Origin of the sequence: Dechloromonas agitata is5 (assembly GCF_000519045.1) — a bacterium.
Taxonomy (GTDB): domain Bacteria; phylum Pseudomonadota; class Gammaproteobacteria; order Burkholderiales; family Rhodocyclaceae; genus Azonexus; species Azonexus agitatus.
This window is the reverse complement of sequence record NZ_KI912532.1, coordinates 1,908,039-1,919,903: the sequence shown is the minus strand read 5'-3', so window position 1 is coordinate 1,919,903 and position 11,865 is coordinate 1,908,039. Positions and strand designations below refer to the sequence as shown.

At 58.4% G+C, this 11,865-nt stretch carries 10 protein-coding genes; 9 read left to right on the top strand and 1 reads right to left on the bottom strand.

The window, feature by feature from the left end; all coding sequences use genetic code 11:
• The first annotated feature begins 4 nt into the window (after positions 1–4).
• From K420_RS0109465 to K420_RS18560, 7 genes are all read left to right on the top strand, one after another.
• Positions 5–649, top strand: a complete 645-nt coding sequence (locus K420_RS0109465; RefSeq protein WP_027457847.1) for a GTP-binding protein — start codon at positions 5–7, stop codon at positions 647–649.
• Positions 646–1,851 carry a sensor histidine kinase gene (locus K420_RS0109460; protein ID WP_027457846.1) on the top strand — a complete coding sequence of 402 codons (1,206 nt, stop codon included), beginning with the start codon at positions 646–648 and terminating at the stop codon, positions 1,849–1,851. The genes K420_RS0109465 and K420_RS0109460 overlap by 4 nt, the downstream gene beginning before the upstream one ends.
• A complete protein-coding gene (locus tag K420_RS0109455; RefSeq protein ID WP_027457845.1) occupies positions 1,848–4,088 on the top strand; it encodes an ATPase, T2SS/T4P/T4SS family in 2,241 nt (746 codons plus the stop codon). Before K420_RS0109460 ends, K420_RS0109455 begins: the two co-directional genes overlap by 4 nt.
• A gap of 5 nt (positions 4,089–4,093) precedes the next feature.
• Positions 4,094–6,139 carry a bacteriohemerythrin gene (locus K420_RS0109450; RefSeq protein ID WP_157275054.1) on the top strand — a complete coding sequence of 682 codons (2,046 nt, stop codon included), beginning with the start codon at positions 4,094–4,096 and terminating at the stop codon, positions 6,137–6,139.
• Between the two features lie 260 nt (positions 6,140–6,399).
• A complete protein-coding gene (locus K420_RS20135; protein ID WP_084019753.1) occupies positions 6,400–7,638 on the top strand; it encodes a tyrosine-type recombinase/integrase in 1,239 nt (412 codons plus the stop codon).
• A 301-nt stretch (positions 7,639–7,939) separates the two neighbouring features.
• Positions 7,940–8,200 carry a helix-turn-helix transcriptional regulator gene (locus K420_RS20130; RefSeq protein ID WP_084019609.1) on the top strand — a complete coding sequence of 87 codons (261 nt, stop codon included), beginning with the start codon at positions 7,940–7,942 and terminating at the stop codon, positions 8,198–8,200.
• A gap of 2 nt (positions 8,201–8,202) precedes the next feature.
• Positions 8,203–10,161, top strand: coding sequence for an AAA family ATPase (locus K420_RS18560; RefSeq protein WP_084019608.1), 1,959 nt, complete (start codon positions 8,203–8,205; stop codon positions 10,159–10,161).
• A gap of 142 nt (positions 10,162–10,303) precedes the next feature.
• Here the strand turns inward: K420_RS18560 and K420_RS20470 are convergent, their stop codons facing one another.
• The gene (locus tag K420_RS20470; RefSeq protein ID WP_157275053.1) at positions 10,304–10,723 is read right to left on the bottom strand and encodes a hypothetical protein; all 420 of its coding nucleotides are present in this window, start codon (positions 10,721–10,723) and stop codon (positions 10,304–10,306) included.
• Positions 10,724–10,987: 264 nt separating this feature from the next.
• On the opposite strand from K420_RS20470, the gene K420_RS0109430 reads away from it, so the two are divergent.
• Together K420_RS0109430 and K420_RS20465 are read left to right on the top strand one after the other, a co-directional pair.
• Positions 10,988–11,443: a DUF5681 domain-containing protein gene (locus K420_RS0109430; RefSeq protein ID WP_027457842.1), complete on the top strand. Its 456-nt coding sequence runs from the start codon at positions 10,988–10,990 to the stop codon at positions 11,441–11,443.
• Between the two features lie 2 nt (positions 11,444–11,445).
• Positions 11,446–11,823, top strand: a complete 378-nt coding sequence (locus K420_RS20465) for a hypothetical protein (protein ID WP_157275052.1) — start codon at positions 11,446–11,448, stop codon at positions 11,821–11,823.
• Positions 11,824–11,865 lie beyond the last annotated feature (42 nt).

Sequence of the window (11,865 nt, the reverse complement as noted above, 5' to 3'; positions counted from 1 at the left end):
GACCATGACCGAGCGGCAGGACAACAGCCTGACCTTCAAGCTGGTCTACTACGGCCCGGCACAAAGCGGCAAGACAACCAACCTGCTGCGCCTGCATGACCTGCTCTCGCCCGAGTTGAAGGGCGAGATCATGACCATGGAGACGAAGGACGACCGCACGCTGTTTTTCGACCTGCTACCCCTCGGCTTTCGTGCGCCATCCGGCCTGCTCATCAAGTTCCGGCTGTTTACCGTGCCCGGCCAGGTCGCCCATGACGGCACCCGCAAGGCCGTGCTGTCGCGGGCCGACGGTGTCGTCTTCGTCGCCGATTCCGACCGCTCGCAGGAAACCAACAACGCCGAGTCGTTCAAGAGCATGACCGAGAACTGCCACCGCGTCGGCCTCGATTTCGAGCACCTGCCACTGGTCGTCCAGTTCAACAAGTGCGACCTGCCGGGCGCCGTGCCGGAAGCGGAAATCCGCCAGCGCTGGGGCGCCGCGCCCTGGCCGCTGGTCTTTGCCGTGGCGCTCGACGGGCGCGGTGTCGAGGACACCTTCCGCGCCCTGCTCGCCACCCTCTATCGCCGCCATGCCGACGATCTTGGCCTGGCGGCGGAACACGGCCTGGACGAGGCGGCCTTCATCGCCGGCGGCCTGGGGCGAGCATGAGCGACACCGGCTTCGACCGCGAGTGGCGCCTGGCCGAGTTGCTCGACCCGGCCCAGCTCGAACGACTCGGCCCGCCGCTGCGCCAACTGCTCGGCGGCGACGCAGCCATCCTCGATGCCGACGGGCATACCCTGTGGGGCCTGCTCGCCGGTGACGCCCGGCGCCAGGCACTGATTCTCGAACTGGAACCCCTCGGCTACCTGGCCAGCAACAGCGGCAGCGAACCGGCCCTGGCCGCGGCTACCCGGCTGCTGACCCAGCTGTTGCGCAGCCAGGCCCGTTTCAGGATGGCCTCCAGCCTGCATCTGGAAGCAGTGGCGGAGGATTTCGAAACCCTGAAGCGCGAGCATGCCCGCCTGGTCGAGTCCGAAAACCGCTACAAGAAACTGGCCGGCGAACTGGAAAGCCGCGTCCAGGCCCAGGTGGCGCAACTGGAGGAGCGCCAGCAGATGCTCTACCAAGCCGAAAAACTTGCCTCCGTCGGCCAGCTGGCGGCCGGCATGGCCCACGAGATCAACAATCCGCTCGGCTTCGCACGCAGCAACCTGAGCACCTTCGGCGCCTACCTGCAAAAGCTCGCGACGCTGAAAACCCGCCTGGCCGACGCCCCGGCCGCCTGGCACGAGCTGGACATGGATTTCGTACTCGAAGACGGCCTCGACCTGCTCGGCGAGACGGCCGTCGGTCTGGAGCGCATCGCCCGCATCGTCGCCGATCTCAAGAGCTTTTCCAACGTCGACCGCGCCACCGAGGAGCTGGCCGACCTCAACGACAGCATCCGTCAGGCAGCTGGCATCGTCGAGCGGCAGTTGCCACCAGACATCAGCCTGCATCTGGAACTAGGCGAACTACCCCGCCTCGTCTGCCTGCCCGGCCACCTGAACCAGCTGTTCCATAACCTGATCCGCAACGCGGTGCAGGCCATCCAGGATGCCGGCCGGCCCGGGGTGGTGCGGGTCACGAGCCAGGCCGGGCCGGAAGGGATCAGCGTCCGCATCGCCGACGACGGCGTCGGCATGACACCCGAGCAGCGCGAACGCGCTTTCGAGCCCTTCTTCACCACCCGCCCGGTCGGCAAGGGCGCCGGGCTGGGCCTGAGCACAGCGCGCAACATCGTCCTCGCCCACAGCGGCCGGATCGCCATCGACAGCGAACCGGGCCGCGGCACGACCCTCAACCTCAGTTTCCCGACCGCACCATGACCGACTATTCGGCGCTCTTCACCGGCCAAAGCAGCACGCCACAAGCTCCGGCCACCCACCTGACGCCGGCCAAATACCGCCTGCTCATCGTTGACGACGAGGTCGGCATCGTCAAGGCGCTGACCCGCGTCTTCCGTCAGGAAAACTACGACGTGGTGACCGCCGGCAGCGGCAGCGAAGGCTTGCAACGCCTGGCCGAAGGCACTTTCCACCTGGTCATCAGCGATTTCATGATGCCGGGCATGAACGGCGCCCAGTTCCTGCACGAGGTGAAACAGCGCTCGCCGGACACCATCCGCATCATGCTCACCGGCCATGCCAATACCGATGCCGTGATGGGCGCCATCAACGACGGGGCGGTCTACAAGTTCATCCTCAAGCCGTGGAACGACGACGACCTGCGCGTCACCGTCGCGCTGGCCCTTGAGCAATTCGACCTGATCGCCCGCAACCGCGCCCTGAAGACGGAAAACGAGAAGAAGTCCAAGGAAATTTCCGCCCTCAGCCGGCTGGCCGTCACCCACCGCAGCCGGCTGGGCATCATGCTGCACAAGAAGAACCTGCTCAACGCGGCGCAACTGCAGGAGCTGACCCTGCTCCAGGAGCGGCGCAAGGAGCCGCTGATCAGCGTGCTGCTCGAAAAGGGCTGGGTCGGCGAGCGGCAGATTCGCGACCTGCTCAAGTCGGAAATGCTGATCGACGAGGTACAGTTGCCGGAATTCCGCATCGATCCGGCGCTGGCCGAACTCATCCCGCACAGCTTCTGCCTGCGCCAGCTGGTCGTGCCGCTGCGCCTCGATGGCCGCCGCCTGCTGCTGGCCGTGGCCGACCCGCTCGACGAGGGCCTGATCGACGAGGTGCGGTTCACCGCCGGCCTCGACCTGAAGATCGTCACCGCCGATGCCGAGGCCATCCGCAAGAAGATCGCCGAACTGTACGGCGACGGCGGCGTCGATTTCAAGGAACTGGAAACCCTGGTTGGCGGCCCGGATCCCTACGAAGGGATCGAGATCGTCATCGAGGACGAGGATGCCGCCCAGCTCGAAGACCTGCTGCGCCAGACCGAGGCGCCGCCGGCCATCCGCCTGGCCAACGCAATCATCCTCGAAGCCATCCGTCTCGGCGCTTCCGACATCCACATCCAGCCCCGCATCAAGAGCGTCATCGTCCGCTACCGCATCGACGGCGTGCTGACCGACAAGATCCACATTCCTCACCACCTGCACCAGTCGCTGGTGTCGCGCCTGAAGATCATGTCCGAGCTCGACATTTCCGAGCGCCGTCGACCGCAGGATGGCCGCATCACGGTCAAGACACCGATGCGCATGGTCGACCTGCGCATCTCCACCCTGCCGACGATCAATGGCGAAAAGGTGGTGATGCGTATCCTCGACCGCAATTCGACGGTGCATACGCTCGACCACCTCGGCTTCTCGGCCGCCGACCTGCCGCGCGTCGCCGACATGGTCGCCAAACCGCAAGGTATCATCCTGGCCACCGGCCCGACCGGCAGCGGCAAGACGACGACGCTCTATTCGCTGCTCCAGCACGACGCGACGCCGGACAAGAACTACGTCACCATCGAAGACCCGGTCGAGTACTACCTCGACATGGCCGGCCAAGTGCTGATCCGCGAGAAGATCGGCCTGACCTTCCCCTCCGTGCTGCGCGCGCTGCTGCGCCAGGACCCGGACGTCATCCTGCTCGGCGAAATCCGCGATTTCGAAACCGCCGAAGTCGCTTTCCACGCCGCCCTGACCGGCCACCTGGTCTATTCGACCCTGCACACCAACTCGGCCATCGCCACCATTGCCCGCCTTTTCGACCTCGGCCTCAAGCCCTACGTCGTCGCCACTGCGCTGGAAGGCATCATCGCCCAGCGCCTGGTCCGCCAGGTCTGCCCCGTCTGCCGCGAGGAAGCGCCAGTCGACACACCGTTGCGCGACCGGCTCGGCCCGGTGTTCGCCAACGTCACCCGCGTCCATCGCGGCAAGGGCTGTCCGGCCTGCCATGGCAGCGGCTACAAGGGGCGGGTCGGGCTGTACGAGGTGCTGACGCTGGACGACGACCTGCGCGACCGCATCGGCGGCGGCGCGAGCATCCTCGAAATCCGCCGCGCCGTACGCCAGAAGGGGCTGCACAGCATCGCCCATCATGCCGCCGAGCGGGTCATGGCCGGCGCCACCAGTCTTGAAGAAATCCTGCGCGTACTCGGCCCGCAGGCCGGGGGGGAGTGAAACACATGGAAGCCTTTGTCTGGAACGAACGCTACATCACGGGCGAGGAGCAAGTCGATGCCGAGCACCAGGAACTGGTCCGCATCATCAACTGGATCATCGGCCACCGAAAATCGGCCGCCGAGAAACAGGAAATGGGCCAGATTCTCGATGATCTGGTCAATTACGCGGCCAATCATTTCGCCCACGAAACCCAACTGATGGTCGCCAGTGGCTGCGATCCCCGCTTTCTGCAGGCGCACGTCGCGGTACACCAGGATTTTGCGGAAAAGGTCACCAAGCTGCGCGACACGCCGGTCGATCAGGACGACATCGAACATCTGCTGCGCTTCCTGAGCGGCTGGCTTGCGCATCACATCCTCGGCATGGACCAGTCGATGGCACGCCAGTTGCGCCGGATTCGCGACGGCATATCGCCAGCCCAAGCGTATGAGGAGGAATTGCTGCTGCCGCATGACCCCTCGACCGACAGCCTGCTTGAAGCAATGGGTGCCCTCTACCGCCTGATTGCGAGCCGCAACGAAGCACTGGAGCGGTTGAACACCAGCCTTGAGGAACAGGTGCAGTTCCGCACACAGGAACTGACGGCCAGCAACGAGCAGCTCAAGGTTGAGCAGGGCCGCCTGCACCTTGCCATGCAGCAGCTGGAAATCACCCAGCGCAAGCTGCTCGAATCCGAACACCGGCGCGCCGCGACCACCCGGCGCAACATCGAGGGCATGCTTGCCCAAATCATCGACAACGACCCGGTGCCGACTTTCGTGATCGATGCCAATCATCGCATCACACACTGGAACAAGGCCTGCGAGAACATCACCGGATTGAAGGCGGCCGACATGATCGGCACCCAGAAACACCAGAGGATCTTCTATCCCCCGCAGGAAAGACCGATTATGGCTGACCTGATCCTCGATGGCAGTCTGGAGGAACGAGTCGCGCAGTTCTACCAGAGCAACTACCGACGTTCGCCGATCATCGATGGCGCCTTCGAGAGCGAAGCCTTCTTTCCGCATATCGGCCAGGGGTGCTGGCTGTTCTTCACTGCGGCGCCTTTATTGAACGCCGAAGGTGAGCGCGTCGGCGCCATCGAAACCCTGCAGGACGTCACCGAACGCCGGGTGGCCAAGGATCGCCTGCTGGCACAGCAAAACCAGCTGGAGCAGATGGTTTCGGAGCGTACCTCACAACTGGCCAGGGTCAATACCGAGCTGGAAGCCGACCGCAAGGCGCTGGAGGAACTGCTCGCCCGCGTCGAGGAAGCCCAGCAGCAATTGCTGCAGTCGGAGAAGATGGCCGCGATCGGCCAGTTGGCCGCCGGTGTCGCACACGAGATCAACAACCCGGTGGGGTTCGTCAATTCCAACCTCGGCACCCTGAAAACCTACATCGGCCAGCTGTTCGCCGTCATCGACGCCTACGAAGCAGCCAGCGCTGGCGGTGACCCGGGCCAGGTCGCAGCCGCTCGCCAGAAGGCCGATCTCGACTTCCTGCGCGAAGACCTGCCCTCGCTCCTCGCCGAGTCGCAGGAGGGCCTCGGCCGGGTCACCAAGATCGTGCAGGACCTCAAGGATTTCTCGCGGGTGGACCAGGCGGAGTACCAGCTGGCCGATCTCAATCACGCGCTGGAAAGCACGCTCAACGTCGTCTGGAACGAGCTGAAATACAAGGCGGAAATCGTCCGCGAACTGGGCGAGATCCCGGAAGTGGAATGCATCCCGGCGCAGATCAACCAAGTCTTCATGAATCTCCTGGTCAATGCCGCCCAGGCCATCGATACGCGCGGCCGCATCACCGTCCGCTCCGGCCAGGAAAACGGCCACGTCTGGTTCGAGGTAGCCGATACCGGCAAGGGCATGTCGCCCGAGGTCTGCAAGCGCGTTTTCGAGCCCTTCTTCACCACCAAGCCGGTCGGCCAGGGCACCGGCCTCGGCCTGTCGATCTCGTACGACATCATCGTCAAGAAGCACCACGGCCGCTTCGACGTCAGCAGCACGCCGGGAGAAGGCACCACCTTCCGCCTCTGGCTACCGCTCCGTGGCGACCGGGACTAAAAGGAAACGGCCCCGATCATGGGGCCGTTTCTCTTGCCAGGTCTGGCGGGGGCTGTGAGATTCGAACTCACGGACGCTTGCACGTCGGCAGTTTTCAAGTTCTTTGAAGGCTTACCATACGCAGCCTTACGCAGCAATAAATTTCCGATTGAATCAATGAAATCAACGGTTTGATCTAGAAAATCAGTTTTCTGTAGCCTGCTTCAACTTTGTCTGTGATGCTTACGGCGTGCTTACCGCAGGTCGAACAGGATCACATCATGACAAGGCTCACCAAATCATTTATCGACAAAATTACGCCACCTCCCACAGGCTATGCACTGCACTGGGATGAGCAGGATCGTGGGTTTGGCCTTCGTGTAACAAGCGATGGCAAGCGGACATACATCGTTCAAGGTCGCATCCATGGCAAAGAAGCCAGAATCACCGTTGGACCACATGGTGTATTCACTCCTGACCAAGCCCGTGAAACAGCTCGCGAACATCTCCGTAGCATGCGGCGCGGCATTGATCCACGCACGGTTGCAAAAGAGCGTGCTGCAACAGCGGTAACGCTGCGAACCGTGGCCGATTCCTACAAGCGTGACCGCCCCCTCAAAGAGAGCAGCAAGGCCGAAATTGAACGCCACGTAACCACGACCTTTGAAACATGGTTAAACAAGCCCGTTTCCGCCATCACGCGTGAAGCAGTAACCAAGCGCTTCAACGAAATTAAAACCAAGGGCCTTCGAGGAAACGGCCCCGCACCGGCACAGGCCAACCAAGCATTTGCGATCTTGCGAGCACTGATCAACTACGCCATTCGTGAATATCGAAAACCGGATGGCAGCGCGATCATTACCGACAACCCAATCGAGGTTCTGTACAAAAAATGGAACCCCATCAAACCTCGGACAAGTCGCATCCCTGACAACAAAGTCGGCACCGTCTGGTCTGCGCTGAAGGAATGGCGTGATGTCGCATACAACCGTGACACTCTGGCCAGCATTGATCTGGTCATGTTCCTGATACTCACGGGGGCAAGAATCGGCGAGGCCTCCGCACTCACATGGGACAGGGTCAATTTAGACGAAGGATGGTGGCACATTCCTGATCCAAAAAATTCCAATCCTGTTTGGCTTCCACTGTCTTCGCAGGCTCACGAGCTCTTGAGTACTCGCCAGAAAATTGAAGGTAGCCCCTACGTTTTCACGAGTTGGGGTAAATGCGGCCACATTCGTGATCCGCGGGACACCATGAAAAAGGTCAGCGTAGTCGCTGGAACAAAAATCACCCCGCACGACCTGAGACGAACCTTTACAACCGTAGGTGTCGCACAGTGTGGGATTGACTTACACAAAGTCGAATTACTGACAAACCATGTCCCAAAGGGCGTAACTGCACGCCACTACCTCGAAACATCGCATCTGAAATACTTGCAGCCGGAAGTACAACGAATCTCCGATTGGTTTGACAGCCAGCAGCCACAATCGACAATCAACGTCAATAAAAACACGTAGTTAGATACAACGCGACCTGAATATATCCAACTAGCAGGCCGCCGATATCCCCAAAGAAAATAATGCTACGCTAGCGGAAAGCTATGCAGGGCTAGCTTAATAGTCATGGCTTTTGTGCGCTGGGGCACCCCACGAGGAAAATCCAGAACCCGCAGCCGGTGGAGTAAGGGTGAAAGTCCCCCATGACCCGGACACTGAATCTCCGTCGAACTGGTGACCACAGAAATGACGGCAACAAGCATATGCCTTGTCGCCTTATTTCATCACCAGTGCGGCAAGGCAAATCCCGGAGATTTGCCAAATGAATTCAAACACCCGTCCGCAACTACTTTCAAATGTTGAGGCCGCAAACATGCTCGGCCTAAAGCCGACCACTCTCGAGATATGGCGAACACGGGGCAAAGGCCCCAAATTTGTCAAACTGGGAATCAGCAAACAGGCACCTATCCGCTATGAAATCGGGGAAATTCTTACCTGGCTTGAGGCGCAATGTTTTAACAGCACCAGCGCCTACCCGATTCCCATAACGGAACAAAATTTACCTCTTGGGCAAGGGGTATAACCATGAATAGCCCAGTTGAAAACCGTACCGAGACACGTTGGCGAAATATCCCCAAGGAACTGTGTGAGCGCCACCAATGGTGCGTTGCGGGGGAGGACAAAGCCCCTAGAATCGCGACGGAAGGCCTGCCATATGCGAAGAGCAACGACGCTTCGACGTGGAGAACTTTCGATGAAGCCTGTGCATTAGCCGCCCAACACGGCATGCACATCGGGTACATGCTGCACGAGTCGGACCCCTTCACCTGCATTGACTTGGACGTGAAGTCCGACACCACACCCGAGCAGTTGCAACGCTTCCAGAAGATTGTCGATACCTTCGACAGCTACACCGAGCATTCGCGCAGTGGGCGTGGCCTGCATGTGTGGGTCACGGGCAAGGTAGCCAAGGGCATGAGGCGCGATGGTGTAGAGGTATATTCACACGAGCGATTCATGATCTGCACCGGCAACACCCTGCACCAGAAGCCTATCGCACCTCGACCCGAATTTTTGGGCATGTTGGCGGCAGACATAGGGCGCTCCGAGGCGACGGAACCGCTGGCCGATGGGCCGGAAGTGGAAACCGATGAGGCCATTCTGCAACGTGCCACCAGCGCGGCGAACGGTGCCAAGTTTCAAGCCCTGTTCAAGAGCGACTGGCAAGCCATTGGACATGAAGACCACAGCAAGGCCGACGCGCAACTGGTGCAGATTCTGGCCGAGTACAGCGCGAACAATGAGCAGGTGAAGCGCCTGTTCCTAAAATCGGCACTCGGGCAGCGCGACAAGGCTACCAAGCGCAAAGATTACCTCGACAGGACGCTGGCGCAAGCGCGAGCACACCAAGCCAACGAACCCAATGCACGCCATGGAGAACAGATCGCCTTGCAACTGATGGCGGGAGAACTGGTCAAGCGCATGGCACCAAAGCGCCCAGAACGAACAATACCTGTCGGTGGGCTTCGGCTGGTCGCCGCGAACGAGATTGCAGCCCGCCCTCCAATGAAATGGCTGGTACGCGGAGTACTACCAGAAAAGGGGATCGGCGCGATCTTCGGTCAGCCCGGGTCGGGCAAGTCCTTCCTGGTCCTTGATTTGCTGGCGGCAGTTGCGGCCGGCTGTCACTGGTTCGGGATTCCAACAAAGGCTACACCTGTGGTCTATCTCACGCTGGAAGGCCAAGCCGGTATGCCGCAGAGAATCAACGCCTATCGCACCAAGAAAGGTCCGTTAGACCGCATTGCGTTCATTGAGCAGCCAATTGATCTGCGCGAACCCGACAACCTCAAGGAACTGGTCAACCTAATTCGGAGTGCTGGCTTGAATAGAGGTGTCGTGTGCATTGACACGCTGGCAGCCAGTGCCCCGGGAATAGACGAGAACACCAGCGCAGACATGGGCCAACTAATCGCCAACCTCCAAGACATTCAAACCGAGCTTGGCGGGTTCGTGCTGGTTGTGCATCACAGCGGCAAGGACGAAACACGGGGTCTGCGCGGCTGGTCAGGTCTGAATGGTGCGCTGGATTGTGCAATCGCTGTCTCCCGCGTTTCCGAGGACAAGCGGAACACGAACCGCCGTTGGGAAGTAACCAAGTCCAAGGATGGCAGTGACGGCATGAAAACCGATTTTGTGCTTGAGCAGGTGTTTCTCGGCCACGACGATGATTGCCAGCCGATTACCTCGTGCGTAATTTCCCACACTATGGAAGAGACAGTCAGCGCAACGGAAATCGACGCAGACGATGACAAATTCATTTGGCAATGGGTGCATCAGCAGGTTGTGGCCGGTAACTATCCAAGCAAAAACTCCCTCAAACATCAGCTCTCTGAAATGAAACCTCATCGGGCAATTACCCAAGGGCGAGTGGCCGCATCCGTTGAACGACTAATGGCCGAGAGCAAGCTGATGAAAGAAACCAATTCTCCTTCGCATAACGTGTGGTTGAGAGCTGTTGACTGGCCTGGGGGCGACGCATAACCAAGCAGGTTCGCTTGGGGAACCTCGGGTTCGCTAGCAATTCACTTAGCGAACCACGCCAGCCCCTAGCACCCCCTGCGAACAAGGGTTCGCTAGGGTGGGTGTAGCCCTATAGGGAAAACAACCCACCCCCAACACCCTACTAAGCAGTATTGCCAGCGGAAGATTCCGGTAGGGGGTCACTAGCTGCATAACCGATACCCAAGGACTTTCGGCACTCGTAGAACTGTCGAGCAACGGTGTTTTTGTTCCAGCCCATCTCTAACCCAACATTTTTTATATCACCAAATGTGGCTTGAGGATTTTTCGTAACCCATTCCCAAATGGCCGAACACACTCCGCCTGAACTTGGATGTCGAATAGCATCTTCATCAATCCGATTTTTGACGTGCGAGGCATTTACCGTATTCATCGGCTTATTGCTGAATGGAACCCTCTCCACAAAACCGAAACGTACCCCCTCTGGAAGCTTGTGAACCGTAATTTCAACCCGATCTCGCTCTATCCCGGCTTGTAAGGCAGCACGTCGTGCATTTGACCTGTTTGAGTATGTAAGCCCCATCAAATAACTCCCGTATTGATCAACCACGAGTATTTAAGCCCCGACCGATATAGACAATCAAGGGGGGCATAGGGGTGTCCGTTGCGGCGATGGAACCTACAGATTATTTGTTATTCTATGGAACCAGACAATTAACCTTATGTTTTATATATAGATAGATGAACCACCAACACAAGACAGTAAGCAAATAGTCAGCCAAATAAATTTTTTTACACCGAAAATACAAATACTGCTTTTAAATTGTTAAATACAGGAACTTCAGTCATGCAGCCTACCGAACCACCTAGTTGGCTTTCACAGCATAAGCCGCAATCCCGTGGTTGGAAATCCGGCGAGTCCGGAAATCCCAAAGGTCGCCCCAAAGGGGCCTTAAACAAGAAAACACTAATACAGGAGGAGTTTGAAAAAGAAGGCTCAAAAATTGCAAAGGCTGTTATTGAAGCCGCAAAAAATGGTGATATTCAAGCAGCAAATATTGCTCTCTTGCGCCTTGCACCGCCTCTCAAGCCTGAAACCCGGACTGTGCAAATCCATCTAGACACCAACTTATCTCTCACGCAGCAAGCCAAGCAGGTACTAGAAGCTATCGCTTGCGGCAGCATAGATCCGGAAAATGGGCGACTGCTTATTGATTGCATATCGCGGTTCGCCGGCCTCAAGCAGGTAGAAGAACTGGAAAATCGCATCATCAACATCGAAAACAAAATGAGTAGGAGATAACCATGCTTCCCCCTTTCAATTACTCTTCAATCGGAGAGCGAGAAGAATGCCCTCAACAGGTTATTGCAAGAGCATGGAGGACGGACAAAACGTCACCGGTCATACAATCAACAACAACGCGAAAAACTGGCGAGCCTGAAAGGGAATTTATTGACAGGCTTCGAGAAGCCCTTAGGGACTTAATTTTGCCCTATGGTTTCGCCCATCACATTACATTGTTTTGCCGATACAAAATAATTAACGACTCATTTTCAAATGACACCTACCAAAATTTATCCGCAAAACTCAGATACACAATCAAAAACAGTGACAATCACATGGAGAGAGTAAATGCAGCATCGCTTCTTGCCGATATAGTCTCCACCAAAGGCTGCCCATGAGAATCAGAGTTTCCACAAAACGTAGATTAGAACGTTTGGAAC

What these genes read in the sequence shown, in the direction of transcription:
- K420_RS0109460 (WP_027457846.1), top strand. Translation starts at nt 646, where the DNA reads ATGAGCGACACCGGCTTCGACCGCGAGTGGCGCCTGGCCGAGTTGCTC.
- K420_RS20470 (WP_157275053.1), bottom strand. Translation starts at nt 10,723, where the DNA reads ATGGGGCTTACATACTCAAACAGGTCAAATGCACGACGTGCTGCCTTA.
- K420_RS20135 (WP_084019753.1), top strand. Translation starts at nt 6,400, where the DNA reads ATGACAAGGCTCACCAAATCATTTATCGACAAAATTACGCCACCTCCC.
- K420_RS0109465 (WP_027457847.1), top strand. Translation starts at nt 5, where the DNA reads ATGACCGAGCGGCAGGACAACAGCCTGACCTTCAAGCTGGTCTACTAC.
- K420_RS18560 (WP_084019608.1), top strand. Translation starts at nt 8,203, where the DNA reads ATGAATAGCCCAGTTGAAAACCGTACCGAGACACGTTGGCGAAATATC.
- K420_RS0109430 (WP_027457842.1), top strand. Translation starts at nt 10,988, where the DNA reads ATGCAGCCTACCGAACCACCTAGTTGGCTTTCACAGCATAAGCCGCAA.
- K420_RS20130 (WP_084019609.1), top strand. Translation starts at nt 7,940, where the DNA reads ATGAATTCAAACACCCGTCCGCAACTACTTTCAAATGTTGAGGCCGCA.
- K420_RS0109450 (WP_157275054.1), top strand. Translation starts at nt 4,094, where the DNA reads ATGGAAGCCTTTGTCTGGAACGAACGCTACATCACGGGCGAGGAGCAA.
- K420_RS20465 (WP_157275052.1), top strand. Translation starts at nt 11,446, where the DNA reads ATGCTTCCCCCTTTCAATTACTCTTCAATCGGAGAGCGAGAAGAATGC.
- K420_RS0109455 (WP_027457845.1), top strand. Translation starts at nt 1,848, where the DNA reads ATGACCGACTATTCGGCGCTCTTCACCGGCCAAAGCAGCACGCCACAA.